The sequence below is a fragment of the Aeromonas sp. FDAARGOS 1410 genome (assembly GCF_019048745.1).
Classification (GTDB): domain Bacteria; phylum Pseudomonadota; class Gammaproteobacteria; order Enterobacterales; family Aeromonadaceae; genus Aeromonas; species Aeromonas jandaei.
The window spans coordinates 562,414-587,500 of the sequence record NZ_CP077401.1; the positions used below are offsets into that span (position 1 = coordinate 562,414).

Annotated in this window: 25 protein-coding genes and 1 riboswitch (1 of these 26 cut by a window edge); of the genes, 12 read left to right on the top strand and 13 right to left on the bottom strand. The window is 60.8% G+C overall.

The annotated features are described in order from the left end of the window. Positions 1-39: 39 nt before the first annotated feature. The 4 genes from spoT to I6L40_RS02645 form a co-directional block, all read right to left on the bottom strand. Positions 40-2,157 carry a bifunctional GTP diphosphokinase/guanosine-3',5'-bis pyrophosphate 3'-pyrophosphohydrolase gene (gene spoT, locus I6L40_RS02630; RefSeq protein WP_043851698.1) on the bottom strand — a complete coding sequence of 706 codons (2,118 nt, stop codon included), beginning with the start codon at positions 2,155-2,157 and terminating at the stop codon, positions 40-42. Between the two features lie 136 nt (positions 2,158-2,293). Next, on the bottom strand, positions 2,294-2,569 hold the full coding sequence (rpoZ, locus tag I6L40_RS02635; RefSeq protein ID WP_026456240.1) for a DNA-directed RNA polymerase subunit omega: 276 nt from the start codon (positions 2,567-2,569) through the stop codon (positions 2,294-2,296). A gap of 80 nt (positions 2,570-2,649) precedes the next feature. After that, positions 2,650-3,276 carry a guanylate kinase gene (gmk, locus tag I6L40_RS02640; RefSeq protein ID WP_033115281.1) on the bottom strand — a complete coding sequence of 209 codons (627 nt, stop codon included), beginning with the start codon at positions 3,274-3,276 and terminating at the stop codon, positions 2,650-2,652. A 299-nt stretch (positions 3,277-3,575) separates the two neighbouring features. Further along, the gene (locus I6L40_RS02645) at positions 3,576-4,631 is read right to left on the bottom strand and encodes a glycosyltransferase family 9 protein (protein WP_071914609.1); all 1,056 of its coding nucleotides are present in this window, start codon (positions 4,629-4,631) and stop codon (positions 3,576-3,578) included. A 200-nt stretch (positions 4,632-4,831) separates the two neighbouring features. On the opposite strand from I6L40_RS02645, the gene I6L40_RS02650 reads away from it, so the two are divergent. Further along, positions 4,832-5,545 (top strand): 3-deoxy-D-manno-octulosonic acid kinase, encoded by a 714-nt coding sequence (locus I6L40_RS02650; protein WP_071914610.1) that lies wholly within the window; start codon positions 4,832-4,834, stop codon positions 5,543-5,545. A 70-nt stretch (positions 5,546-5,615) separates the two neighbouring features. After that, positions 5,616-6,479 carry a sensor domain-containing diguanylate cyclase gene (locus tag I6L40_RS02655; protein ID WP_071914575.1) on the top strand — a complete coding sequence of 288 codons (864 nt, stop codon included), beginning with the start codon at positions 5,616-5,618 and terminating at the stop codon, positions 6,477-6,479. 7 nt (positions 6,480-6,486) lie between these two features. Here I6L40_RS02655 and I6L40_RS02660 read toward each other — a convergent pair whose 3' ends face one another. Next, the gene (locus I6L40_RS02660; RefSeq protein WP_071914577.1) at positions 6,487-7,341 is read right to left on the bottom strand and encodes a carboxylate/amino acid/amine transporter; all 855 of its coding nucleotides are present in this window, start codon (positions 7,339-7,341) and stop codon (positions 6,487-6,489) included. A gap of 43 nt (positions 7,342-7,384) precedes the next feature. On the opposite strand from I6L40_RS02660, the gene I6L40_RS02665 reads away from it, so the two are divergent. Further along, on the top strand, positions 7,385-7,843 hold the full coding sequence (locus tag I6L40_RS02665) for a DUF6314 family protein (protein WP_071914611.1): 459 nt from the start codon (positions 7,385-7,387) through the stop codon (positions 7,841-7,843). 126 nt (positions 7,844-7,969) lie between these two features. Here I6L40_RS02665 and I6L40_RS02670 read toward each other — a convergent pair whose 3' ends face one another. Both I6L40_RS02670 and I6L40_RS02675 read right to left on the bottom strand, forming a co-directional pair. Then, on the bottom strand, positions 7,970-8,131 hold the full coding sequence (locus tag I6L40_RS02670; protein ID WP_104016764.1) for a hypothetical protein: 162 nt from the start codon (positions 8,129-8,131) through the stop codon (positions 7,970-7,972). Continuing rightward, positions 8,116-9,015: a DMT family transporter gene (locus tag I6L40_RS02675; protein WP_071914580.1), complete on the bottom strand. Its 900-nt coding sequence runs from the start codon at positions 9,013-9,015 to the stop codon at positions 8,116-8,118. Before I6L40_RS02675 ends, I6L40_RS02670 begins: the two co-directional genes overlap by 16 nt. 91 nt (positions 9,016-9,106) lie before the next feature. Between I6L40_RS02675 and I6L40_RS02680 the strand changes: the two genes are divergently transcribed. Further along, positions 9,107-10,066 (top strand): LysR family transcriptional regulator, encoded by a 960-nt coding sequence (locus I6L40_RS02680; protein ID WP_071914582.1) that lies wholly within the window; start codon positions 9,107-9,109, stop codon positions 10,064-10,066. On the opposite strand, the gene trpS is transcribed toward I6L40_RS02680, so the two are convergent. Continuing rightward, positions 10,045-11,058: a tryptophan--tRNA ligase gene (gene trpS, locus I6L40_RS02685; RefSeq protein ID WP_019446260.1), complete on the bottom strand. Its 1,014-nt coding sequence runs from the start codon at positions 11,056-11,058 to the stop codon at positions 10,045-10,047. The two genes, I6L40_RS02680 and trpS, sit on opposite strands and share 22 nt — an antisense overlap. 192 nt (positions 11,059-11,250) lie before the next feature. Next, positions 11,251-11,688: a universal stress protein gene (locus I6L40_RS02690; RefSeq protein ID WP_005339229.1), complete on the bottom strand. Its 438-nt coding sequence runs from the start codon at positions 11,686-11,688 to the stop codon at positions 11,251-11,253. A gap of 400 nt (positions 11,689-12,088) precedes the next feature. Here I6L40_RS02690 and fabV point away from each other — a divergent pair, with 400 nt between their 5' ends. The 6 genes from fabV (at position 12,089) to I6L40_RS02720 (ending at position 19,063) form a co-directional block, all read left to right on the top strand. Then, a complete protein-coding gene (gene fabV / locus I6L40_RS02695) occupies positions 12,089-13,276 on the top strand; it encodes an enoyl-ACP reductase FabV (RefSeq protein ID WP_071914586.1) in 1,188 nt (395 codons plus the stop codon). A gap of 92 nt (positions 13,277-13,368) precedes the next feature. Next, positions 13,369-13,893 carry a non-heme ferritin gene (ftnA, locus tag I6L40_RS02700; RefSeq protein WP_041210835.1) on the top strand — a complete coding sequence of 175 codons (525 nt, stop codon included), beginning with the start codon at positions 13,369-13,371 and terminating at the stop codon, positions 13,891-13,893. Positions 13,894-14,043: 150 nt separating this feature from the next. Continuing rightward, complete coding sequence (locus tag I6L40_RS02705) at positions 14,044-15,228, top strand: NAD(P)/FAD-dependent oxidoreductase (protein ID WP_083593536.1); 1,185 nt, start codon at positions 14,044-14,046, stop codon at positions 15,226-15,228. Positions 15,229-15,305: 77 nt separating this feature from the next. After that, the gene (locus I6L40_RS02710) at positions 15,306-16,979 is read left to right on the top strand and encodes a sensor histidine kinase (protein ID WP_071914590.1); all 1,674 of its coding nucleotides are present in this window, start codon (positions 15,306-15,308) and stop codon (positions 16,977-16,979) included. A 46-nt stretch (positions 16,980-17,025) separates the two neighbouring features. Beyond that, the gene (locus I6L40_RS02715) at positions 17,026-17,757 is read left to right on the top strand and encodes a LytTR family DNA-binding domain-containing protein (RefSeq protein ID WP_033115292.1); all 732 of its coding nucleotides are present in this window, start codon (positions 17,026-17,028) and stop codon (positions 17,755-17,757) included. 109 nt (positions 17,758-17,866) lie between these two features. After that, positions 17,867-19,063, top strand: coding sequence for an MFS transporter (locus I6L40_RS02720; protein WP_019446255.1), 1,197 nt, complete (start codon positions 17,867-17,869; stop codon positions 19,061-19,063). Positions 19,064-19,137: 74 nt separating this feature from the next. Here I6L40_RS02720 and I6L40_RS02725 read toward each other — a convergent pair whose 3' ends face one another. From I6L40_RS02725 to I6L40_RS02740, 4 genes are all read right to left on the bottom strand, one after another. Continuing rightward, positions 19,138-20,262, bottom strand: coding sequence for a 5-(carboxyamino)imidazole ribonucleotide synthase (locus tag I6L40_RS02725; protein ID WP_071914592.1), 1,125 nt, complete (start codon positions 20,260-20,262; stop codon positions 19,138-19,140). After that, on the bottom strand, positions 20,259-20,768 hold the full coding sequence (purE, locus tag I6L40_RS02730; RefSeq protein WP_071914595.1) for a 5-(carboxyamino)imidazole ribonucleotide mutase: 510 nt from the start codon (positions 20,766-20,768) through the stop codon (positions 20,259-20,261). The genes I6L40_RS02725 and purE overlap by 4 nt, the downstream gene beginning before the upstream one ends. 63 nt (positions 20,769-20,831) lie before the next feature. Then, positions 20,832-21,134, bottom strand: coding sequence for a hypothetical protein (locus I6L40_RS02735; protein WP_005321666.1), 303 nt, complete (start codon positions 21,132-21,134; stop codon positions 20,832-20,834). Between the two features lie 4 nt (positions 21,135-21,138). Continuing rightward, the gene (locus tag I6L40_RS02740; RefSeq protein ID WP_041210841.1) at positions 21,139-22,065 is read right to left on the bottom strand and encodes a sodium-dependent bicarbonate transport family permease; all 927 of its coding nucleotides are present in this window, start codon (positions 22,063-22,065) and stop codon (positions 21,139-21,141) included. 109 nt (positions 22,066-22,174) lie between these two features. Between I6L40_RS02740 and nhaR the strand changes: the two genes are divergently transcribed. Together nhaR and I6L40_RS02750 are read left to right on the top strand one after the other, a co-directional pair. Beyond that, positions 22,175-23,077, top strand: coding sequence for a transcriptional activator NhaR (gene nhaR / locus I6L40_RS02745; RefSeq protein WP_071914597.1), 903 nt, complete (start codon positions 22,175-22,177; stop codon positions 23,075-23,077). 35 nt (positions 23,078-23,112) lie between these two features. Continuing rightward, positions 23,113-23,291: riboswitch (cobalamin riboswitch) on the top strand. A gap of 51 nt (positions 23,292-23,342) precedes the next feature. After that, positions 23,343-25,087, top strand: the 5' portion of a protein-coding gene (locus I6L40_RS02750) for a TonB-dependent receptor (RefSeq protein ID WP_071914599.1). The gene runs 79 nt beyond the window's last position; 1,745 of the gene's 1,824 nt are visible here — the first part of the coding sequence; its start codon is at positions 23,343-23,345; its stop codon lies beyond the right edge, outside the window.

Below are 25,087 nucleotides of genomic sequence, written 5' to 3' on the forward strand. Positions count from 1 at the left end.
CTCTTAAAAAGCAGCAGGCGGCTTGCGCCGCCTGTGTGATCAGTTCTTTTGCCGGCTCACCTTGAGCACGTTGGGCATGACGCGGATCTTGCGCATGATGTTGGCCAGATGGATACGGCTCTTGGTGGTGATGAGCAGGCTCACCTGATAGACCCGGCCATCCTTCTCCTCGGTACTGATGGCGTGAATGTTGGCACCGGTGGCGGCAATCACGTTGGCCAACTCGGCCAGCGCACCCTGATGATTGATGATCTCGATGCTGATGCCGGTGCGGAACTCCTGTTCCTGCTCCTTGTCCACCTCCCACTGCACCGGCAAGTACTTGTCCGGCTCTTTGCTGTAGCCTTTGATGTTGCGACAGGCTTCCTGGTGGATCACCAGACCCTTGCCCGGGCTGATGTGGGCGATGATGGCATCCCCCGGGATCGGGCGGCAGCAGTTGGCGAAGGTGACCAGCATGCCGTCGGCACCCTTGATCGGCATCTTCTTGCTGCTGGTTTTGGGCTGTTCTTCTGGCGGCAACTCATCCCCCAGCATGCGACGCGCCACCATCACGCTCATGGCGTTGCCGAGACCCACATCGGCCAGCAGCCCCTGCAGGTTCTCGTGCTTGGTATCGGCCAGCACCTGTTTGATGCGCGGCTCGGGAATGTCTTCGATATTCTTGGCGCCCAGCGCATGGTTGAGCAGGCGGCGACCCAGCACCACCGACTCTTCGGTGCGCAGGTTCTTGAGGAACTGGCGGATCTTGGAGCGCGCCTTGGTGGTCACCACGAAGTTGAGCCAGGCCGCGTTGGGACGGGCGCCCGGCGCCGTGATGATCTCTACCGTCTGGCCCGAGTGCAGCGGGCTGCTGAGCGGGTAGGGGTGGCGATCGACCCGCGAACCGACGCAGGCGTGGCCGATATCGGTGTGCACCGTGTAGGCAAAGTCCACCGGCGTGGCGCCAGCGGGCAGCTCCATGATGCGCCCTTCGGGGGTAAAGACGTAGATTTCGTCGGGGAAGAGGTCGGTTTTGACCCCCTCGATAAATTCAAACGAGCTGCCAGCGCTCTGCTGCAATTCCAGCAGGCTCTGCATCCAGCGCTGGGCGCGGATCTGGGCGGTAGTGCCCGAGCTGTCGCCATCCTGCTTGTAGGCCCAGTGGGCAGCAACCCCTTTATCAGCCATCTGATCCATGAACTCGGTGCGAATTTGCACCTCGACCGGCACCCCGTGCGGCCCCACCAGCGAGGTGTGCAGCGACTGGTAACCGTTGGTCTTGGGGATGGCGATGTAATCTTTGAAGCGGCCCGGGCGCGGCTTGTAGAGGCTGTGCATCTGTCCCAGCACCCGGTAACAGGTATCTATGTCCTTCACCTTGACCCGAAAGGCGTAGATATCCATTACCTCATGAAATTGCAGCTCTTTTTTCTCCATCTTGTTGTAGATGGAGAACAGGTTCTTCTCGCGGCCACTGACCTGATGCTCGATCCCCGCCTCTTTCAGACGACCGCTGATTTCGCTCTGGATGGAGTCGATAATCTCGCGGCGATTGCCACGGGCGCGGCGCACCGATTCGCGCAACACGCGGGAGCGCATGGGATAGAGCGCCTCGAAGCCCAGCTCTTCCAGCTCGTTCTTCATGGTGTGAATACCGAGGCGGTTGGCGATGGGGGCGAAGATTTCGAGGGTTTCCCGGGCGATGCGGCGGCGCTTGTCCGGCCGTAGCGAGCCCAGGGTGCGCATATTGTGGGTGCGGTCGGCCAGCTTGATCAGAATGACCCGGATATCCTGGGTCATCGCCATCACCATCTTGCGGAAGTTCTCGGCCTGAGCCTCTTTGCGATCGCGAAACTTCAGCTTGTCGAGCTTGGAGACCCCGGCTACCAGCTCGGCGACCGCATCGCCAAACTGTTCGGCCAGATCGGCCTTGGTGATGGGGGTATCCTCAATGACGTCGTGCAGCACGGCGGCCATCAGGGTTTCATGATCGAGGCGCATATCGCCCAGAATTCGGGCTACGGCGACGGGGTGGGTGATATAGGGCTCGCCACTGGAACGCATCTGTCCCTGGTGGGCATCACGGGCCACCACATAGGCTTGCCTGAGCTTCTCGACCTGCTCGGGCGGCAGGTAGGAACTGGCTATTTCTTTAAGATTTTCAAATAAATACAAGACAGTCCCCGCAGCGGTGAAACGGCAATTCGTGGAGTTGAGCGTGTAGACCTGAGTTTGCGAGGTTTTCGAGCGGTTGTAAATGGGGATGAACAGTCGGCACCCGGGCGGGTGCCGACTATGGGGAAAGAGTGACTTAACCGCGGCCTTCGGCGATGGCAGCAACGGCAGCCAGCTCGGCGGCTTCCTGTTCTTGCTGCTCGTAGCGGTCCTGGGTGTCCATTACCTGGTTGTTTACCAGACCCAGTTCGATCTCACGCAGGGCGATCACGGTCGGCTTGTCGTTCTCTTCTTCAACCAGCGGATCTTTGCCTTGAACCGCGATTTGACGGGCGCGGCGTGCGGCGACCAGCACCAGGTCAAAACGGTTACCAACCTGTTTTACAGCATCTTCTACAGTAACGCGTGCCATGCAGGGCTCCAGTTATGTGGGCTTTCTGTGTTTAGAAAAGCGGTGTTTAAAAATGACGCAAAAGTTTACTCGTTTTTGGCTTATTCTGCCAGTAACTGTTGCAGCAAGTTTTGTTGTGCCTGCTGTTGATGACGCATCTCCAGCCGTTGGCACTCAATAATGGCTCTGAGCTGGAACAGCGCCTGCTCGAACTCTTCATTGATAATCACGTAGTCATATTCGTCGTAGTGCACCATTTCGGCAATGGCTTTTGCCATCCGGCCGGCGATCACTTCTGCGCTGTCCTGACCGCGGCCAATCAGGCGGCGTTCCAGCTCTTCACGGCTGGGAGGCAGGATGAAGATGGACTTGGTCGGCATCAGTTCGCGGATCTGGCGGGCGCCCTGCCAGTCGATGTCGAGGAATACGTCGATTCCCTGCGCCAGACAGGCTTCGATGGCGGCGCGGGAGGTGCCGTAGTAGTTGCCGAATACTTCAGCCCACTCCAGAAAATCACCGCGCTCGATCAGCTCCTTGAACTCTTCCACCTTGACGAAGTGGTAGTGGACACCGTGCTCTTCGCCTGGACGTGTAGCGCGTGTGGTGTGGGAGACCGATAGCTGCATCTTGCCAGCTTGATTGTGGTTGGTCAGCAAGGCGTTGAGCAGACTGGATTTACCTGCACCGCTCGGGGAGGAGATGATATAGAGAGTGCCTTGTTGCGCCATGTTATTACCTTTAATCGGAACCCGCATTTTGGTTGTAGCAGAGGCCGCCGTCTTGTGCCCGAAAGGGAGACAGCCAAACGCATGATGCGGATAAATTCTTGGATCAGGGGGATGTAAAGGCGGCGAATTTTAACAGAAGGTGGCGAATAAAAAAACGGCCGGAATCATATTCCGGCCGATCAAAGTGTTCGTAGCTTGTTGCGGGAGCGTAACCCACATCGGTCGTTATTCTGCCTGTCGCTCCGGCGTGGGGCCATCAGGTTATCCCTGCCTCACAGCTCGGGATTTCCGAGCTGCTTTCAGTCAGGCAGGTGGCGATCGGCGCAGAGGCGATCGAAGGCGGCGATGACCTGCTCGCTGGTGATTTTGCTCATGGCATCGGGATCCTTGAGGCGGGTGCGCCAGCTGAGCTTGGTCAGCGGCTTGCCGGTCTCCTGCTCGATCAAGGTCTGATAGACGCTGACCACATAATCCCGGCAGAGATAGGGGCCGGTGCGGGCCGGATTGTGGTGGGCATAGAGACCGATGACCGGTGTGCCGACAATGGTGGCCATATGGGTTGGGCCGGTGTCGGGGGCCAGCACCAGACTCGCCTCACCAATCAGCGCCAACAGCTGCTTGAGGTTGGTCTGGCCAACCAGATCGACCGGTTTGCTTTGGCTGAGTTGCCGGATCTCGGCGGCCAGATCCCGCTCCAGTTTGGCTGGCCCGCCACAGAGATAGACTTGAAAACCCTTGCTGGCTGCGTGATCCGCCAGTGCGGCATAGCCCGCTGCCGTCCAGTTCTTGAAGGCCTTGCTGGCTGCGGCGCAGATCAGCAGGGTCGGTTTGCCACCAATCTTCTCTTTCGCCCAGGCCTGATGCTCGGCGCTGATGGGCAGCTGCCAATCCGGGGTCAGATCCTTGATGCCGAGCTCTTTGGCAAAGGCGAGGAAACCGTCCAGCACGTGGGGAGAGGCGGGCGAGGGCACCTTGTGGTTGGTGAACAGCCACTGGCCGTCGTTGGCCCGCTCCCGATCAAACCCGAGTTTGACCCTGGCCTTGATGCCGAGGGTGGCGATGCTGGCGCGCATGGCTGCCTGCAGATGCAGCAGGGCATCAAACTGACGTCCCCTGAGGGTCTGCCACAGGTCGCGATAGCCGCGCCACCCCTTGCTCTTGTCGAAGGCGATCACTTCGACACCGGGCAGATCGGCAAACAGGGTTGCCTCGATTTTTCCGGTGATCCAGGTGATGCGGGTTTGCGGCCACTCCCGCTGGATGACCCGTACCAGTGCCAGCGCGTGGCAGCAGTCGCCGATGGCGGAGAGCCGCAGAATGCAGATGGAGGAGGGAGGCGTTTGAAATAGCGGCATGATGTGGCGCACGGCTGGCAAAAAGGGTGGATGGCATTATGCAAACTCCCCTGTGGATTGTAAAATTGCGCGCAATCGTCAGCCGGGCTTTGTCACCCGAATAGCCGCCATGGCTGGCACATGTTGCGGGCATGCCACAGTCGCAGCCTCATCGCCCATAAACAGGGGCGATCAACGACCCACCGAGCGGGATCTTCATGATGCTGATACAGACCGAACACAACCAGGTTTGCTGGTTCGCCGAAGGGGCCTTTCGCGACCCCACTTCCCAGTTATTCGAACCGACCTGGTGGCAGAACAACCGTCAGGTGGTGGGAACCTCCATCGGTCGCGGCGTGACCTGGTTCGTCAAGGATGAGTCCCGCCATCTGGTGCTGCGCCACTACTATCGCGGCGGCATGGTGGGCAAGGTGGTGCGGGATCGCTTCTGGTTCGAAGGGGTCGAATCGAGCCGCGCCATGGCGGAATACACCCTGCTGGCCAAGTTGTGCGAACTGGGGTTGCCGGTGCCGCGTCCGTTCGGTGCGCGGATGGCCAAACAGGGCCCATTTTATCGCGCCGACATCCTGATCGAGCGTATTCGCGGTGCCAAGGACATGGTCGCCCTGCTCAAGCAGGGGCCGGTGGCCAGCGAGGTGTGGCACAAGATTGGCCAGACGGTGCGCCAGCTGCACGATGCCGGCGTCTACCACGCCGATCTCAACAGCCACAACCTGCTGCTCGATAAGGATGAGAAGGTGTGGGTGATCGACTTCGACAAGGGGGCGATCCGCTCCCCCGGTGAGTGGCAGAAGGGCAATCTGGAGCGGCTGTTGCGCTCCTTCAACAAGGAGTCTCAACTGCACACCAGCTTCCACTTCGTACCGGACAACTGGCAGACCCTGATGGAGGGTTATCACGGAAAAGCGAGCTGACCCTGTTGCTCGCCGCCATGGCCAATGTTACTTATGAATCAGCTCTTCAGATTCGGTTTCGAGGTGCCCCATGGAAATGCTCAAGACACCTTTGGTGGATGTCACCGCCCGGCTTGATCCGGGTCTGCTGTTCGATGCCATGGCGCTGCTGGAGGCTGGGATCTGGACCTGGTCCCCGCAACAGGGACTGCGCCGCGACCCCTCCTGCCTGCGCCTGCTGGGGCTTGGCGATAGCTGGCCGGATGATCTCGGCTGGCTGGAGCGGGTCCATCCCGATGACGTTGCCCGGCTGGCTGATGCCCTGAGCGCTTGCCAGAGCGGCCGCAGCAGCGGTCTGCGCCTCGAATATCGCATTCTTCACCACCACGGCCACTACATCCGGCTGGAAGAACGGATCCGCCGTGACGAGCGGGGCCATCTGCTTGGCGTGGTGCGCCATCTCGATCCCGCCGTCGTGCTGGTGGAAGAGCGGCACGGCACCGATCCGCTGACCGGGCTGGAGAGTCGCAGCCGCTTCGAGCAACTGCTGGAGGAGAGGCTGTTGGCCGAGGGGGGAAGCTTCAGTCTGCTGCAGTTTTCCGTCGATCACATGGCCAAGATCCGCCAGCTCTTTGGCGAGGCCGCCTGTGACGCCATGCTGGCCAAACTGGCGCGCATCGTGCGTCACGAGCTGCGCCGCGAAGATCCCTTCGCACGCTGGGATGAGGACGGCTTTATTCTGATGCTCTCTGGCACCGAGCGGATGAAGGGGCTGGAGATTGCCGAACGGCTGCGCCTCGAGATTGCCGACGCCAGCCTGCTGCCACAGCGGCCGGTGACCGTCAGTATCGGGCTGGTACAGAGCCAGCCCGGCGAGCAGCTTGACCATCTGCTGGCCCGTCTGGCCACCTGCCACGGTCAGGCCAGACGGGAGCGCAACGCCGTCGTCGGCTAGTTGCCCCTCAGGATGAAGTGACCTTGCGATGCTGGCACACCTTGAGGGATGCCAGCATCAGTACGCCGCCGATGGCCAGCCGGGTCAAATCGGTATCCTTGCCCCAGATCAGCAGATTGACCAGCAGACCGGCCGGAATGAGCGCATTGTTCATGATGGCGAGCACCCCGCTGCTGACCAGCGTCGCCCCCTTGTTCCACAGGAAGTAGCCCAGCCCCGAAGCGCCCACCCCGAGCCAGAGCAGAATGCCCCACTGAAGCCCGCTGGTCGGGTACTGGGGTTTGCCCAGCAACCACCAGGCGGGCAGGGCGATCACCAGTGCTCCCAGATAGAAGCAGCCGAAAATCGCCAGCTGTGGCGGTTGCTCAGCCTCCCTCGCCAGCAGTACCTTGTAGCCCACCTGACCCATGGCAAAGCAGAGGTTGGCTCCCTGCACCACCAGAAAGCCCAGCGCATAGCTCTCGGTCAGCCCGTCAAAGCGGATCACGGCTGCACCGGCGACGGCCAGCAGGGCTCCCCACAGATAGGCGAGGTTGAAGCGCCGCTCAAGCAGGTCGTGGAGCAGGGTGACGTAGATGGGGGTGAAGATGGTAAAGACCAGCACTTCCGGTACCGTCAGCAGCAGAAAGGAGTGGTAGTAGAAGAGATACATAATGCCGAGCTGGATGGCGCCCAGCGCCATGAGTTTGGCCACCAGAGCGGGTCGCAGCCAGCGGCGGCGCAGGAAGGGCAGAAACACCAAGGTGGCGAGGGCGATGCGGGTCAGCACCGAAAAGTAGGCATCCACCTGACCGGCGAGGTAGACCCCGATCAGGCTGAAGGAGAATGACCAGAGCAGGGTGACCCCTATCAAGTAGTTCATGTGGTTGATTTGTCATCAGTTGTCAATTTTTGAGGGGGCTATGATGGCCGAGATGGAAGCGGCAATCCAGCGTTTATGGGCACGATTGCCACAGGTCGGAGCATTTGGCTTCACCGCCAGCAATGGCGAGGGGTCGGCGACCGACTGGAATGGTCGCGGCGAAGGGGTTGTGGCGGTGACCGATCATCAGGGTGGCTGGCTCTTCAGCGAGCAGGGGCGCTACACCACTCCCCATGGTCGGGTGCTCACCATGCACAACCGTTTCTGGTGGCAACGTAGCGAGCGGGGGATCCGCCTTTCTCACTTGCGTTATGAAGCGCCGGTCGAACTGTTCGAGCTGCTGCCACAAGGGGATGGCCGCTGGCTGACCGCCGAGCCCCATCTGTGCGGGGCGGATCACTACCGCGCCGAGCTGACCGAGATTGACGGCGGTTTTCTGCTGAGCTGGCAAATCACCGGCCCGCGCAAGAACGAGCGGATCGACTACCGCTACCGGATGTGAGTAGCGGCAAGCGAGCATAAAAAAACCGGCGCAGAGCGCCGGTAGCGGGGGACAAATCGGAGGTTTTTTAAAACAGTCCCAAAAAACAGGAGAGATGTACTCTCTTCACACACTCAGAAAAGCGATTCAGGCACTCAGGGCATAGCTCAGCATGGCTTGCAGCTTGCTATCGAAGAACCAGGGCAGTAGTACCATCAACAACCCCAGCATGCCCGCCAGTCGCTGGCGATACTGCCAGCCGGCAATCAGGACCAGACCGCCGCACAGGGTGGTCAAGATGCCTGACATAGGGTTGCCTCACGCTGTACACGACGCTGCTGGGCCCACTGGTTCATGGCGACCGAGCCGAGGATCAGGGCCAGTGCCACGCCGGTGGTGGGGTGGATCTGCTCGCCAAGGAACAGGGCGCCCAGCATCACGCCGAACAGCGGCACCAGATAGTTGCTGAAGGAGGCGAACGTCGGGCCGGCCTTCTGGATCAGCGCCATGTAGAGGAAGTAGACCAGACCGGTACAGAGGGTACCCAGCACGGTAATGGCGCTCAGGGCCTGGCTGCTCGGCAGGGTCAGGCTGCCGAGGTCAACCATGAAGGGGGCGACCAGCAGCAACTGGGTGGCCGAGGAGATCAGGATATTGCGGGCGACCACGACCGGATGGTCCTTGGCGAAGCGCTTGATCATCAGCAGACCGATGGCGAAGCAGCTGGCACCCAGCAGTATGGCCATGGCACCGAGCAGACCGGCGTTCATGCCCTGGGAGAGTTTCGGCCAGAACAGGGTGAGCACACCGGCAAAGCCGATGATCACGGAGAGCAGACCGGTTTTGGTGATTCTTTCACCAGAAATAAACAGCGGTGCAGCCAGAATGGTCACAAACGGGATACAACCCATGACCACGGCAGCGATGGCGCTATCCACATACTGCTGGCCCCAGGCGACCATGATGAAGGGGATGGTGGCATCCAGCAAGGCGATCAGCATGTAGGTCCGCCACGGGGTGTTTTCACTCTTGAGGCGCATGAACAGGCAGAGCAGACCCAGGGTCAGACTGCCGCACAGGGCACGACCCGCAGCCACCAGAATGGGGGGCAGCTCGGCAACGGCCTGGTGCATGAAAATGAACTGGGAACCCCACAGCAGGCCGATGGCCAGCAATAACAGATAGCTACGCATTTTAATCTCCGATGTATTAAGCCTGCGCATTCTAGGTAATCTGTTACTATGGTAAAAATGAATTGTCGGCATTCAACTATGGCTAATATCGATGGATAGCTCTCTCTCCCGCCTCGACCTCAACCTGCTCGCCGTATTCGACATGCTGATGCAGGAGCGCAATGTCACCCGCGCCGCCGAGCGGCTGCATCTCTCCCAATCCACCGTCAGCCATGCGCTGGGTCGGTTGCGGATCGCGCTGGATGACCCTCTGTTCGTGATGAGCCGACGGGAGATGATGCCGACCGAGCGCGCCAAGGCGCTGGCCGGGCCGGTGCGGCAGGCACTGGCGATGCTGGAGCAGGGACTGCGTCAGGCCAAGGGATTCGAACCAGCCAGCGCGCGGCGGATTTTCCGCATCGCCACCCCGGGTTCGGTAGAGCACGGGCTGGTGCCGCTGCTGGTGGATCGCTTGTTCCGCGCAGCGCCCCACTGCCGGCTGGAGGTGTGCGAGCTGGCCGACAGCGACTACGAACGGGAGTTGGAGAAGGGGGAGCTGGATCTGGTGATCGGTTTTGCCGGTGCCAACCACCTCTCGCCTCGTCTCTGGCGCGAGGAGTGGTTCAGCAATCCGCTGGTCTGCCTGTCGCCCCTTGGCAGCGAGCTGCCCGATCTGTTGACTCCGGTCGAGCTGGTGAGCCGCCCTCATATCCACACCTCCAGCTGGGGCCACAGCCAGGCGATGGTGGAGCTCTGGCTGGCCCGCTTCGGGGTGGAGCGGGAGTTGGGGGTCAGGTTACCGAGCTTTATGGCGGTGCCGCCGCTGATGGCGACCGGCCGCTATCTGGTGGTGGTGCCCGAGATGATCGGGCGCCACTTCTGCCGCTACTACCCGCTGCGGATGCATCAGCTGGATCCGGAGATCCCCATCGTCTATCTGATGGCGGGCCACCCGCTGACCGCCCATGACGAGGCGATCAGCTGGTTCAAGAGCCTGCTGCATCAGCTGGTGTACGACCTCTACGGCGCCGATGCGCTCGGTACGTCGACTCAGCGGATGCTGGCGAAGTAGTCGAGCCCCATGGCGCTTTTCACTTCAGCCAAGACCTCATCGGTGATGATGCGGGCCTGCTCGGTGCCCTGATAGAGCAGTTCCAGCAGCATCTTCTTGTCGGCGATGGCCGCGGCCCGGCGCTCCCGCATCGGGGCGAGCAGGGTCTGCAGGCAGTCGTTCAGTACCTGTTTGCAGCGCATGTCCCCCAGTCCACCGCGCCGGTAGTGCGCCTTCATCTCGGCGACCAGCTCCTTGTCCGGATGGAAGGCATCGAGATAGGCGAACACCGTATTCCCCTCCACCTGACCCGGATCGCTCACCTTGAGGTGGTTGGGGTCGGTATACATGGCGAACACCGCCTGTTTGACCTCTTCCGCCGACATGCCGAGCTCTATGGTGTTGCCGAGAGACTTGGACATCTTGGCCTTGCCGTCGATGCCGGGCAGGCGGCCGGTGTCGCTCAGGATCGGTTGGCACTCGGTCAGCACCTCTTTGCCCACCAGAGAATTGAAGCGGCGGACGATCTCGTTGGTCTGCTCCAGCATCGGCAGCTGATCTTCCCCGACCGGCACATGGCTGGCGCGAAAGGCGGTGATGTCGGCGGCCTGACTCACCGGATAGACCAGAAAACCGGCCGGCAGGGTGCGTTCGAACCCTTTTTGCTGGATCTCCGCCTTGACGGTGGGGTTGCGCTCCAGCCGGGCGACGCTGACCAGATTGAGGTAGTAGCAGGTGAGCTCGGCGAGGGCGGGCAGGGCGCTCTGCAGACAGAAGGTGGTCTTGGCCGGGTCGAGGCCGACCGCCAGATAGTCGGCCATTACCTCCAGCACGTTGTCGGTCACCTTGGCCGGGTTGTGGCCGTTGTCGGTCAGCGCCTGCAGATCGGCGATCATCACGAATTGACGGTAGTGGTGCTGGGCTTCGACGCGCTGGCGCAGGGAACCGACATAGTGGCCGATGTGCAGTTTGCCGGTGGGACGATCGCCAGTCAGGATAACGGGGTTGTGCATGTCACTCTCTCCAGTTGGGTGAGCCGGGAGGCGACAAAGGGATAAAAACAGTTGACCGCCTCTCGGCGGTCACGGTGTTTTCTTTGGGAAATTTACAATAGAAACGCGGTGCCGCCTGTTTAAGAGCAGCACCACCAGTAGTTGTGATTGAATGAGGTCATATTCATGGCAAATCACACTACGCCTGTTTGATCACTTCTGCAAGGGAACGACCAGCAGATCGCAGGGCACGGTATTCATCAGCTGGCGCGCACTCGAGGTGAGCAGGCTCCAGAAGCTCTGGCGATGGCCGCATACCAGCAGATCGATCTCGTACTCCTTGACCGCCTGATTGACCCGCTCGCTCAGATCGCCGCAGATGACCAGCTTCTTCTCGATGGGGTAGTCCACCGAGGCGAGGAAGGCCTCCAGCTTCTCTTTCGCTTCGGCGATTACCTGATCCTGCACGTTGTCGATGTCGATATCGATCATCTCGGTGTAGAGATCCTTGAGGTCCACATCGACATGGATAACCGACAGCTTGGCGCCGTTGGAACGGGCTCTGTCCACCGCCTTGTCGATCACCTTGCGGTTATCCTCCGACAAGTCGATCGCGGCCAGAATATGCTTGTAATAGGTTGTACCACTCATGGGATGTCTCCTTACCGATCCTTCACTCACTATACCAATCTCTGCTGAAACTAAAATGGTGCCTTGGGCACAGTTTAGGGATTTGAACGAGTTTAATTTCCAGCTGACGGTTGCAATTGACTCAATTAATAATCACTTTTTGCTCGTAAATTAAACAGGAGTTTGAGCTAGGTCACACCCACTCTATTGCCCGCAGCCGGTGAGAGGCATAGGATGTGCCCGTGCTTCGCAATGAACACAAAACAACAAAAAGCATCTGAATACCGCTTTGGGGAGCCACGTGCTCCCTTTTGTTTTTCTGCCTCATTTCTTGCCGCTTTTCTGACTGATAGCGATCCGGCATCAAGTTAATCTCCTTCGATTTGGTTATGCTGTAGCCAGTTTCTTTGGAGGCCTTCCCATGATCATTCATCCGCAGATCCAGGGCTGTGTAGCCCGCAACTGTCACCCCATCGGCTGCCGCGCCGCCGTGCAACAGCAGATCGAACGCATCAAGGCCGCTGGTCCGTTCAACGGGCCCAAGCGGGTGCTGGTGCTGGGGGCCTCCTCCGGGTTCGGGCTGGCGTCGCGCATTGCGCTCGCCTTCGGTGCCGGTGCCGACACCATCGGCATCTCGTTCGAGCGGGGCCCCTCCGACAAGGGGCTTGGCAGTGCCGGTTGGTACAACAACATCTGGTTTCGCAAGGAGGCGGAGCAGGAGGGGCGTATCGCCATCAACCTGATTGGTGATGCCTTCTCCGACGGCATGCGCCAGCAGGCCATCGACACCATCCGCCAGCAGCTGGGGCAGGTGGATCTGGTGATCTATTCGCTCGCGAGCGGCATTCGGGTGCTGCCCGATGGCACGCAAGTGCGTTCTGTGCTCAAGACCACCGGCCAGCCATTCAGCGGCTGGGGGCTGGATCTGGAGCGCGATACGCTGGTGCTGCAGTCGTTAGCGCCCGCCACGCCTGAGGAGATCCGCGATACCGTCACCGTGATGGGTGGCGAGGATTGGCAGCTCTGGATGCAGGCGTTGCAGCAGGCCGACTGTCTGGCCGCTGGTGCACAAACCGTCGCCTACTCCTATATCGGCCCGGAATCCACCTATCCCCTCTATCGCGATGGCACCATCGGTTATGCCAAGGAGCATCTGCACGCTACCGCCGAGACCATCAACCTGCAGCTGGCCGAGATTGGCGGTCACGCTTGGGTATCGGTCTGCAAGGCGCTGGTGACCAAGGCGAGCGCCTATATTCCTGTGCTGCCGGTTTATCTCGGCCTGCTGATGGGGGTGATGAAGGAGCGCGGTGTACACGAAGGTTGTATCGAGCAGATGCAGCGACTGTTCGCCGCCAAGATGTACGGGCCCAATGGGGTGGTGGCCGATGGCAACAGGTTGATCCGGATGGATGACCACGAGCTTGACCCGGCCATTCAGGCCGCCGTTTCGGCGCTCTGGCCCAAGGTGACGCCGGACAACTTCCACGGGCTGGGGGATTTTGCCGGGCTGCGGCAGGATTTCATGCAGCTCAACGGCTTCGAGTTGCCGGGCGTCGATTATGGTGCGCCGGTGGATGTCGCCTCCCTTGGCGAGCTGACACCCTGAGTTGGCAGGAACGGGATCCCCCTCTCTCTGGCGGGTTGATTCATGGCCGGAGTGTGGCGACAATCGATACCAAATCACTGAGGAGAAACAAGATGTTGGCCAAAGCCATGATCGAGAAGTTGAACGAGCAGATTAACCTGGAGTTCTACTCCTCCAATCTCTATCTGCAGATGAGCGCCTGGTGTGAAGACAAGGGTTTCGAGGGGGCTGCCACCTTCCTGCGCCAGCACGCCGTCGAGGAGCGCCAGCATATGGAGCGCCTGTTCACCTATGTGAGCGAGACCGGAGCCATGCCCAAGCTGGGCGCCATCGATGCCCCTCCCCACGAGTTCAAGTCACTGGGCGACGTGTTCCGTACCACCCTGGAGCACGAGTACCACATCACCAAGTGCATCAATGGTCTGGCCCACGTAGCCTTTACTACTCAGGACTACTCCACTTTCAACTTCCTGCAGTGGTATGTGGCCGAGCAGCATGAAGAGGAGAAGCTGTTCAAGAGCATCGTCGACCGTCTCGGTCTGGTGGGTGAAGATGGCAAAGGCCTCTACTTCATCGACAAGGAGCTGGCCGAACTGGCCAAGGGCGCCCCGGCCAGCATCATGGACAGCAACGCCTGATAGTCGTGGACACTTAGTGTTCAGCCAGTACAATAACGGCCCTTTTAAGGGCCGTTGTTTATTCTGCTGGGCAGCCACTATGGTTGTGTTCCGCCAGAGGCAATCTCGGTTCTGGCCAGGTGCCGTTTCTATTTTGATAAGTGAGTGATGATGAAGCAGGTCGATGTGGTGGTGATCGGGGCCGGTGCGGCCGGATTGATGTGTGCGGCGCAGGCAGGCTATCGGGGCCGCTCGGTGCTGGTGCTCGACAATGCCAAGAAACCGGGCCGCAAGATCCTCATCAGTGGCGGTGGTCGCTGCAACTTCACCAACCATCAGGCTGGCGCTCACGCCTACCTGTCGGAGAATCCCCACTTCAGCAAGTCGGCGCTGGCTCGCTACACCCAGCAGGACTTCATCGATCTGGTGGATCGCCACGGGGTCAACTATCACGAGCGCACCCTGGGGCAACTGTTCTGTCTCGAGAGCGCCAAGGAGATCGTCGATGCGCTGCTTACCGAGTGCGACTGGGCCGGGGTGACCCTGCAGTTCCAGACCGAGATCCTCACCGTCAGCAAGCAGGACGAGTGCTTCGTGCTGACGACCAGCAAGGGGGAGATCGGCTGTCACTCGCTGGTCATCGCCACCGGCGGCCTCTCCATGCCCAAGCTGGGGGCGACCCCATACGGCTTCAAGCTGGCGGAGCAGTTTGGCCTCAAGGTCATTCCGACCCGCGCCGGTCTGGTGCCCTTTACTCTCCATCAGGCAGAGAAAGAGGCCTTCGCCGATCTGGCGGGTATCAGCCTGCCGGTGGCGGTGACCGCCGAGGATGGCACCCGCTTCAAGGAGGCGATGCTGTTCACCCATCGCGGCCTCTCCGGCCCCGTCATCCTGCAGATCTCCTCCTACTGGCACGCCGGCGAGAAGATCCACATCAACCTGCTGCCGGAGCTGGATATTCCGGCTGCCCTGCGTGAATGGGCGCAGGCTCATCCGGCGCAGGAGCTGAAAACCGTGCTGGGGCGCGAGCTGCCCAAGCGCTTCGTCGACAAGCTGGTGGAGTTGGGTCAGCTGGTCAGCAAGCCGATGCGCCAGTACAACGAGCGGGAACTTGAAGCGATCGCCAACCTGCTGGGTGACTGGCAGATCCTGCCCAACGGCACCGAGGGGTATCGCACCGCCGAAGTGACCCTGGGTGGCGTCGATACCAACGAGCTCTCCTCCAAGACCATGGAGGCGCGCAAGGTGCCCGGCCTCTACTTCATCGGCGAAGTGGTGGATGTGACTGGCTGGCTAGGTGGCTACAACTTCCAGTGGGCCTGGTCCTCCGGCTGGGTGGCCGGCCAATATTGTTGATGTCGCTGGGGCTGGTTTATCCGGCCCCGGTTTTTGGTGATGATTGCGAGTTGAACGAGTGACAAGAGGGGGTCTGGATGCTTGAAAATCAGATGATGCTGCTGGCGGTGTTCGAACGGGCGGCGCTGATGCTGATGACCCTCTTCTTCCTGACCCGCACCCGGCCGTTCCAGCGGCTGTTCCAGAAACAGGATCACACACCGGCGGAGCGGGTGCTGGTTGCCACCATCTTCTGTCTGTTTGCTGTGTTCAGTACCTACACCGGCATTCCGGTGGAGGGGGCGTTGGTCAACGTGCGGATCATCGCCATTATCTCCGGCGGCATTCTGTTTGGCCCCTGGGTCGGCATTCCGGCCGGGGTTATCTCCGGTCTGCACCGCTATCTCATCGACATGGATGGCCACACCTCGATCCCGTGTCTCATCGCCAGCATCATCGCCGGCCTGCTCGCTACCTGGCTGCACCTGCGCTGCCGCAAGTCGCGGCTCTGGCTCTACGGTATTCTGGCGGGAATGCTGTGTGAAGGGCTCACCATGCTGCTGATCTGGCTGCTGACCGAGCCGCACGAGGTGGGCGTCGAGATCGTCAGCCATATCGCTTACCCGATGATTGCCGGGGCGCTCTGCATCGGTCTCATCATCAAGCTGGTGCAGGATCTGGATGACGAAAAGGAGCTGATTGCCGCCAAGCAGGCCAAGCTGGCGCTGGATATCGCCAACAAGACGCTGCCCTTCTTCCAGAACATCGACCGCCACTCCCTGAGTCAGGTCTGCGCCATCATTCGCAGCGAGATCAGTGCCGACGCGGTGGCCATTACCGACACCCGTGACGTGCTGGCTTATGTCGGGGTGGGCAAGGATTACTATGAGCTGGAGGAGCACCACGCCATCAGCGGCATGACCCAGCAGGCGGTGCTGCTCGACCAGATCATCATCAACAACGATCTGCGCCAGTACCATCTGGCCGACTTCCACTCGGTCATCATTATTCCGCTGCGGGAAAACGGCTCGGTGAGCGGCACCCTCAAGATCTACTACCGCCGCACCCACAGCATCACCAGTTCGCTGCGGGAGATGGCGGTTGGCCTCTCCCAGCTCATCTCCACCCAGATGGAGGTGTCGCGCATCGAGCAGTTGAAAGAGATGACCCGCAAGGCAGAGTTCACCGCGCTGCAGAGCAAGATCAACCCGCACTTCCTGTTCAATGCCCTCAACGCCATCTCGTCGCTGATCCGCATCCGGCCCCAGCAGGCGCGCCAGCTGATCGCCAATCTGGCAGATTACCTGCGCTACAACCTCAACAAGGGTGACACCCTCATCGACATCAAGGAGGAGTTGCAGCAGGTGCGCGATTACGTGGCCATCGAGCAGGCCCGCTTTGGCGACAAGCTGGAGGTGGTGTTTGATGTGGATGATGTGCATATCGAGGTGCCGAGCCTGCTGTTGCAGCCGCTGGTGGAAAACGCCATCCTGCACGGAATCCAGCCCCGCAGTGCGCCGGGCCGGGTCACCATCGAGGTGAAACAGCTGGCGGGCGGCATCCGGGTGGCGGTGCGGGACACCGGTTACGGCATCAGTCAGGAGGTGATCGACGGGGTGGCCGCCGGGCGGGTGGAGAGCCGCAGCATCGGCCTGATGAACGTGCATCAGCGGGTCAAGCTGCTCTATGGCGACGGCCTGCACCTCAAGCGGCTGGAGCCGGGTACCGAGGTGAGTTTCTATCTGCCGGATCAGGAGTCGATGCCATGCTGAGAGCCATCATGGTTGAGGATAAGTGTGTGCCGCGAGAGGTGTTGTCATGCTGAAAGCGATCATTGTGGAAGACGAGTATCTGGCTCGCGAGGAGCTCATCTATCTGGTGAATCAGCACAGCCAGATCGAGATAGTGGCGAGCTTTGAGGATGGGCTGGAGGCGTTCAAATACCTGCAGGATCACGAGGTGGACGTGGTGTTTCTGGATATCCAGATCCCCTCCATCGACGGTCTGCTGCTGGCCAAGAACCTGCACAAGTCGAGCCACCCGCCCCACATCGTCTTCGTCACCGCCTACAAGGAGTTTGCGGTGGAGGCGTTCGAGCTGGAGGCGTTCGATTACATCCTCAAACCCTACAACGAGCCGCGCCTCATCAGCCTGCTGCAAAAGCTGGAGCAGGCAGGCAAGTCGCAGGCGGGGCAGGGGAGCGAGCCGGGGGCAGCGCAGAATCGCACCGTCAATCTGGTGAAGGGGGAGCGCATCATCGTCACCCCCTGCGAGCAGATCTATTACGCGGAAGCCGACGAGAAGCTCACCTATGTCTACACCCGCGATGACCGCTACGTGATGACCATGACCATCAGCGAGTTTGTCAGCCGGCTGCCTGCCGAGGGGTTCTTCCGTTGCCACCGCTCCTACTGCGTCAACATCAACAAGATCCGTGAAATCGTCCCCTGGTTTAACAGCACCTATCTCATCCGGCTCCATGATCTGCCGTTCGAGGTGCCGGTCAGTCGCAGCAACATCAAGGCGTTCCGTCAGCTGATGCGGCTCTGATTGTCATTCATTCCCGCCGATCTGCATTTCATGCCTTAATCGATCGGCGCGAGCTGCGTCTTGCCTATAGTGGCCTCAATTTCCTTAAGGCCATCGACCGAGACGCATCATGACCAAAGAGATGAATCGCACCCGGTACCTGACACTGATCGGTACCATCATCACCCAGTTCGCACTGGGTTCTGTCTACACCTGGAGCCTGTTCAACGCCCAGCTCTCCGACAAGCTGGACGAGCCGGTGAGTCAGGTCGCTTTCGCTTTCGGCCTGCTCAGCCTCTCGCTGGCAGTCGCCTCCTCCATGGCGGGCAAGCTGCAGGAGCGGTTCGGGGTGCGCAACGTGACCCTGGGCGCCGGCGTGCTGCTCGGCATCGGCTTCTTCCTCACCGCCCATGCCAGCAATCTGGCGATGCTCTACCTCTGCGCCGGCATTCTGGTCGGTTTTGCCGACGGTACCGGCTACCTGATGACCCTCTCCAACTGCGTGAAGTGGTTCCCGGAGCGCAAGGGGCTGATCTCCGCCTGCTCCATCGGTGCCTATGGTCTCGGCAGTCTCGGTTTCAAATACATCAACCTGCTGCTGCTCTCCAGCTCCGGCCTTGAGACCACCTTCCAGCTGTGGGGCTTGATTGCGATGTCCATGGTGCTGGTGGGCGGCATGCTGATGAAGGATGCGCCCAAGCAGGCCGCCTCCGTGCAGCAGAGCGAGAGCCGTGACTTCACCCTGGCCGAGGCGATGCGCAAGCCGCAGTACTGGATGCTGGCGCTGATGTTCCTCACCGCCTGCATGAGCGGCCTCTACGTCATCGGCGTGGCCAAGGATATCGGCGAGAAGATGGTGGGTCTGCCGGCCGTGGTCGCCGCCAATGCCGTCGCCATCATCGCCATGGCCAACCTGGGTGGCCGTCTGGTGCTGGGTATCCTCTCCGACAAGATGTCCCGCATCCGGGTTATCACCATTGCCCAGCTGATTACCCTGGCGGGCATGGCGCTGCTGCTGTTCGTGCCGCTCAATGCCAATCTGTTCTTCGTGGCGGTTGCCTGTGTGGCCTTCAGCTTTGGTGGCACCATCACCGTCTACCCCTCGCTGGTGAGCGACTTCTTCGGTCTCAACAACCTGACCAAGAACTACGGTGTCATCTATCTGGGCTTTGGTCTGGGCAGCATCATCGGCTCTATCGTAGCCTCCCTGTTTGGCGGCTTTATGGCGACCTTCCACCTGATCCTGGTGTTGCTGGTGGTGGCGCTGGTGCTCTCCCTCACCATCCGTCTGCCGGCTCCCGTGGCGCTGACCACCGAACGGGCCTGATTAAACCTCTCTGCCACAGCAAGCAACAACAGAGACCCGGGCCATGCCCGGGTCTTTGCATTTCCGATGGTCGCTCAGCGTGGCGCTAGCCCCAGCTGCTGGCGGGCCTGACGGCAGGTCTCTTCCACCATTGGCCAGCCGTCACCGGTTACTGTGATATGGCCCATCTTGCGGCCGGGGCGGGGTTCGCCCTTGCCATAGAGGTGCAGATGCAGGCCGGGCAGCGCCAGCAGCGCAGCCCAGTCGGGGGTGCCGTTTTGCCAGAGATCCCCCAGCAGGTTGATTAACAGGGCGGGGCGCACGGCAATCTGCTCCGGCAGCGGCAGATCGCACAGGGCGCGCACCTGCAACTCGAACTGGCTGCATGCGGCGTTGTCGAGGCTGGGGTGACCCGAGTTATGGGGGCGGGGCGCCAGCTCGTTGACCAGCAGTCGGCCTTCCACCAGAAAGAACTCCACCGTCAGCACCCCCACGTAATCGAGGGCCGCGATGATGTGCTCGGCGATCCCTTTGGCCTCGCGCTCCAGCGCCGGCATATTGGCTGGGGAGCGAGTCTGGTCGAGAATGCCGCCGCTGTGCCAGTTCTGCACCAGTGGCAGGGCGCTGATGGCGCCGCTCGGGCTGCGGGCCAGGGTCAGGGCAAACTCCCCCTCCAGCGCCAGCCGTTTTTCCAGCACGCAGGGCACAGCACTGGCTGCCAGCGCCGTCGCCAGCTCATCCAGATTGTTCACTTGCCACTGCCCCTTGCCGTCGTACCCTTCGCGGGCCGTTTTGAGAATGGCGGGGAGGATTTCGCTGGCCTGTGTGGGGATGGGCTCTTCCGGCAGTAGCGCCAGATAGGGGGCGACCGGGATGTCAGCACCGCGCAGAAAGGCTTTCTCCTCGCGGCGATCCTGACAGACCCGCACCGCGCTGGCGGTCGGACGCACCGGCTTTTGTTTTTCGAGCAGCGCGAGGGCGGTGGCCGGCACGTTCTCGAACTCGCAGCTGATGGCCTCGCAGCGGCTGGCCAGATCGTGCAGGGCGGTCGGGTCGTCATAGGGGGCGACAATATGGTGATCTGCGGCGGCACCGGCGATGCTGGCGGGATCGGGATCCAGTACCACTACCTTGTAGCCGAGGCGATGGGCGGCCATCACGAAGTAGCGGCCGAGCTGGCCGCCCCCCAGCATGCCGAGGGTGGCGGGTGGCAGGATCATGTCGGCTCCTCCAGTTGCAGTGCCAGCACCCGATCTCGCTCGCGGGTGCGGAAGTCGTCGAGCTGCTGCCAGTAGCGGGGGGCGTCGCCGTCTTGTGCAACGGAGAGCAGAGAGACGACAAACAGGGCTGCGTTGGCAGCCCCCGCCTCGCCGATGGCGAAGGTGGCGACCGGTACCCCTTTGGGCATCTGCACGATGGAGAGCAGGGAGTCCATTCCCTTGAGATGGCGGGAGGGGATGGGCACCCCCAGCACCGGCAATGTGGTCTTGGCGGCGACCATACCCGGCAGGTGAGCGGCGCCACCGGCTCCGGCGATGATGGCGCGCAGGCCGCGCTCGCGGGCAGTGGCGGCATACTCGAACAGCAGATCCGGGGTGCGATGGGCCGAGACCACCTGCGCCTCGTAGGGCACGCCGTGCTCCTTGAGGATGCGGGCGGCAGCCTGCAGCACTGGCCAGTCGGAGTCGGAGCCCATTACCAGGCCGATCAGGGGAGGGGTGTTCATTTTCTCTGAATCCTTGCTGTTAAACGTTTGCTTTTGGTGAACAAAAAGAGCCGGCAAGCCGGCTCAGAATTTCTCGGGTCGCACGATTTCGACCGGTTGCAGAAAGGCGATCATGGCGTAATCGGGGTAGTAACGACTCTGCAGATGGGCCAGCAGCCGCTCCGCCTGCTCCCGGCTGCAGATGGCCTCCAGCCGGATGTTGCCGCTCTCGCTCCAGCTGGCGTTGCGCTCGCCATGATCCCCCCGGCCACGGGCATCTGTGATGGTGTAGCCGCGCAGCCCCTCGCGGGTGAGGGTGCGCAGCAGGGTAGGCTCCAGATTGGCTTCCGTGATGACGGTCAGCAGGGTGCGGGTCTCGGTCTGCATGTGGCTACTCCGTGAAGTGGCGGGCCCAGCTGTGGTAGAGCGGGATCCCCAGCATGATGTTGAACGGAAAGGTGACCCCCAGCACGGCGCTGAGTGACAACCCCGGGTTGGCCTGGGGCACGGCGATGCGCATGGTGGCCGGCACGGCAATATAGGAGGCGCTGGCCGCCAGGGTGGCCAGCAGGGTCAGGCCGCCGAGGGAGAGCCCCATCAGCTGGCCAGCTGCCAATCCCAGTCCAGCCGAGGCGAGCGGCATCAACAGGGCGAAGCCGAGCAGGAACAGACCATGGCGGCGCAGATCCTGACACTGGCGGGCGACGATGAGGCCCATCTCCAGCAGGAACAGCGCCAGCGCCCCTTTGAACAGGTCGACAAACAGCGGTTTGAGCGGGGCAATCCCGTCCGGCCCGGCCAGATAGCCGATGGCCATGCCGCCCAGCAGCAGGGTTACCCCTTTGCCGAGGAAGGTCTCGTGGGCCAGCATGCGCCAGCGGGTCTCGCGACTGATGCCGCGGGCGAGCACTATGCCCACCAGAATTGCCGGGATCTCCATCACCGCGAGAAAGATGGAGAGCTGGGATTCAAAGCTGATGCCCCGTTCGGTGAGCCAGTTCACCCCGACCGCAAAGGTGGCGACGCTGACCGAGCCGTAGTGGGCGGCGGTGGCGGCGGCATCGACCCGGTTCATCTTGAGGCGCAGTACGGCAAAGCCGAGCAGGGTCTGCACCACGCCGAGCAGGATCACCAGCGTCAGTTGTGGCAGCAGAGGTTGCAGGGATTGCTGGGCCAGACCGACGCCGCCCTTGAGGCCGATGGCCAGCAGCAAAAAGAGGGAGAGAGTGTCGTAGAGGGCGGGCGGCAGCTTGAGCTCGGAGCGCACCAGACCGGCCAGCAGACCAAACAGAAAGAAGAGAACAACGACGTCCAGCATGATGGCTCGCAGGGCAGTTCAGATAATGGTTGCATGCTAGAGCCCGCAATGTTTCGATAAAATCAGATTCTCGCTGATGGTTGTTCGGAAAAAACTGATAGGGAACGGCATGCTCAACTACAAACAGCTCTACTACTTCTGGCATGTGGCGCGCTGCGGCAGCGTGACGCAGGCCGCCGAACAGCTGCATCTCACGCCGCAGACCATCAGCGGTCAGGTCGCCGAGCTGGAGCAGTCCCTCGGGGTGGCACTGTTCAACCGGGTGGGGCGACGTCTGGTGCTGACTGCTGCGGGACGGCAGGCGCAGGAGCAGGCGGGGGCTATTTTCTCGCTCGGCGCCGAGCTGGAGCACACCCTGCGCCACGCCAGTCAGGAGCTGACCATGCAGGTGGGGATCGCCGATTCGGTTCCCCGCACCCTGGCGTTCGAGCTGCTGGCTCCCGCCATGGCGCTGGCGACGCCGCTGCGGTTGGTGTGTCACGAGGAGCGGGCCGAGCAGCTGTTCAGCGAGCTGGCCCGCCACAAGCTGGATATGGTGCTGATCGATCGCCCGCTCCCTCCCGACAGCGGCGTGCGCGGTTATAACCACGAGCTGGGGCGCAGCCCGCTGGCGCTGTTTGCCAGCCAGGAGCTGGCGGCGCGGGCGCGGGACGGCTTTCCCGCCTCACTGGAGGGGTTGCCGCTGCTGATCCCCGGAGAGAAGTCTGCCACCCACGATCGGCTGCTGGAGTGGTATCGCCAGCAGGGCATTCATCCCCATCTGGTGGGGCAGTTTGATGACTCCACCCTGATGAAGTCGTTCGGCAAGGCGGGGATGGGGATCTTCCCGGCGCCGCTGGCGATGGCCGACGAGATTGGCCGCCTCTACGGAGTGGAGCGGATTGCGACCCTCACCGACGTCACCCTCTCTTACTATCTGGTGTCGGCAGGGCGCCATCTCTCTCATCCCGGGGTGCAGGCGGTGATGGAGGGGGCCCAGCAGCGGCTGGCGGCGCTGGTGGGCAACAAATAGAAATCTGGATGGCTATACATCCAGCCTTGCTCTGCCTATAATCCTCCCGCTTTGGCGCATCATGCTTAATAGGGAATCCGGTGAGAATCCGGAGCTGGCGCGCAGCGGTAAGGGGGAACGAAGCGACATCAGGGCACTGCCGTCAGGCGGGAAGCCGTCGCCGTAGGCTATCAGCCCCCGAGCCCGAAGACCTGCCAGAGTTCGTATTTCGGGCCGAGAGAAACCGGCCACGAAGTAGATACTTACGCGAACTTAAGGATCTCTCATGTCGAAGAAATTTCTGGCGGCTGCCCTGTTGCCGACGGCGGCATTTGCCCAAACAACCATCCCCATCAATCCAACTCTGGTCATTACGGCCAACCGCGTGGAACAACCGGTCAGCTCGGTGCTGGCGCCCGTTGTGGTGATCGATCGCGCCGAGATCGAATCTCGTCAGGTTCAGAGTTTGCCCGATCTGCTGAAAACCCTGCCCGGTGTGCAGATGGCGACACTGGGAGGCCGGGGTCACATCAGCAGCCTGTTTATCCGTGGAACCAACTCCAACCACTCGCTGGTTTTGATGAATGGTCGTCCGATTGCAGCCATGGTGGCGGGTACGCCTGATCTCAGCCAAATCCCGCTCGGCAATATCGAGCGAATCGAGTATATCCGTGGCCCACGCGCGGCTGTGTATGGTTCTGATGCCATTGGCGGCGTTATCAACCTCATCACCAAAACATCCGCCAAAAATGGCAGCGAGACACACCTGAAGGGCGGTGCTGGCAGCAATGGTTATGGCCAAGGCGAGCTCAGAACGGTTCAGTCATTGGGTCAAAAAACCGATATGAACATGCTGATCGGCTACGAGCGTACCGATGGTTTTGATGTCGTAGCAAATACCAAACAGCCGGATCGGGATGGTTTTGCCAGCCGTAATGGCCAAATTGGTTTGAACCACGCTTTTAATGATGCTTGGAGTGCGGACTTCAATGCTCAGGGCTATGACAATCTCACCGACACAGATGGCAGCACGGACCAGAGTCGGGTACAGGCTTTCCAATATGATGGTGGTCTCAAGTTCCAGGGTAAGGATCTGAGCAGTCGACTTGAAGCCAGTTACGGTGAGAACAAGCTGAAGACTTGGCAGGAGGCTAAAGGAGAGGCTAGCGGTGAGCCTATTCATACAGGTTTAACCCGCTTCTCCTGGATTAACAGTTGGAGCGGCATCGAAGGGATGAATCTGACCGGTGGCGCAGATTGGCAGCGTGAGGAGATGAAATCAGACTCCCGCAGCTATGGCAAAACCTTCAGCGCACCTGATCGCGACAATACCGGTCTGTTTGCCGTGGGGAGCTACCGTTGGCAGGCGCTGCTGTGGGAGTTGTCAGGTCGTACCGATGACAACCAGCAATATGGCCGTCACAACACCTGGTCTGCGGCCAGCGGGCTGGATATCGATGAAAACCATAATGTCCGGCTGAGCTACGGTACTGGCTTCAAAGCGCCCACCTTCAACCAGCTCTATTATCCCGGGTCTGAGAATCCGACACTCAAGCCGGAAGAGAGCAAAAACCTGGAGCTGGGTCTGTCAGGTCGCTATTCGGCCTGGGACTGGTCTGTAAATCTGTATCGCAACCGCATCGATAATCTGATTTATTGCCTGACCAGCATGAGCTACACATGCAATCCCAAAAATACCACGGCGGATATCAAAGGGGTGGAAACGGAAATCGGTATCGATACCGGGCCCGTGCATCATCGTTTGAGTTACGACTACACCAGAGCCAAAGACAAGGGTAATCAGGATTTGCAGTTGCTGCGCAGAGCCGAGCATAAGGGTAGCTGGATCGCAGATACCCGATTCGATGCCACGACACTGACGACTGAGCTGCTCTATGTCGGCAAGCGCTATGACAATAACTGGGCGACAAACCAACGGGTAGAGCTCGGAGCGTATACATTGTTAAACCTGGCCGCCAGTTACGAGGTGACTCAGCAATTTACCTTGGGGGGGCGTATAGATAACTTGTT